1 protein-coding gene is annotated in these 578 nt (G+C 35.5%); it reads left to right on the top strand.

The window, feature by feature from the left end; all coding sequences use genetic code 11:
• Positions 1-125 precede the first annotated feature (125 nt).
• Complete coding sequence (locus EII37_RS10830; RefSeq protein WP_124788562.1) at positions 126-431, top strand: DUF3310 domain-containing protein; 306 nt, start codon at positions 126-128, stop codon at positions 429-431.
• Positions 432-578: the final 147 nt, after the last annotated feature.

Here is a 578-nt window from a genome sequence, read left to right as displayed (position 1 = left end):
AACAAAATGAAAGATACAGTAAAAACTTTAATGATGGTTGCAGGTGTCGGCTTTACACTTATCGCTATAACTTGGATAGGTATAATTGCGACGTTGCTTATTGTATGGCTTGGAGGAATCATCTAATGAATTTTAAAGAGAATCGGCACTATGCCAATGAATACGGTGTGGAACTTAACGAATACTTGAAGCATAATTTTGACTACGAAGAACTTGCAGGATGGTATACAATGCAGGTATTGAAGTATCTAGTGAGAGCTGGGAAGAAAGAGGGTGAAAGCTACGATAAAGACCGTAACAAGGCCTTAGACTATGCCAAAGAACTTGCTAACTTAAGTAACGAGAATGAGCTTACAGAGTACACTACTGACGATATTATGGGCTTTATACAAGATATGGCTGATGATTTCAAAAACTGGAAAGGCGAATAAAATGACAGAAAAAATTATTATCTCTAAAGAGTTGAACGAATGGCTAGAAGAACATCAAACGTTAGATGCTGATAATACACTATATGATATACGCTTCAGCAAAGAAATTTTTGATGAATTATTTGAAAAAGTTTGGCTTGAAGTTGA

Origin of the sequence: Streptococcus sp. OH4692_COT-348 (assembly GCF_003859975.1) — a bacterium.
Taxonomy (GTDB): Bacteria; Bacillota; Bacilli; order Lactobacillales; family Streptococcaceae; genus Streptococcus.
Note: the sequence above shows the minus strand (reverse complement) of the source record. Positions and strands in the feature narration are given on the sequence as shown.

What these genes read in the sequence shown, in the direction of transcription:
- EII37_RS10830 (WP_124788562.1), top strand. Translation starts at nt 126, where the DNA reads ATGAATTTTAAAGAGAATCGGCACTATGCCAATGAATACGGTGTGGAA.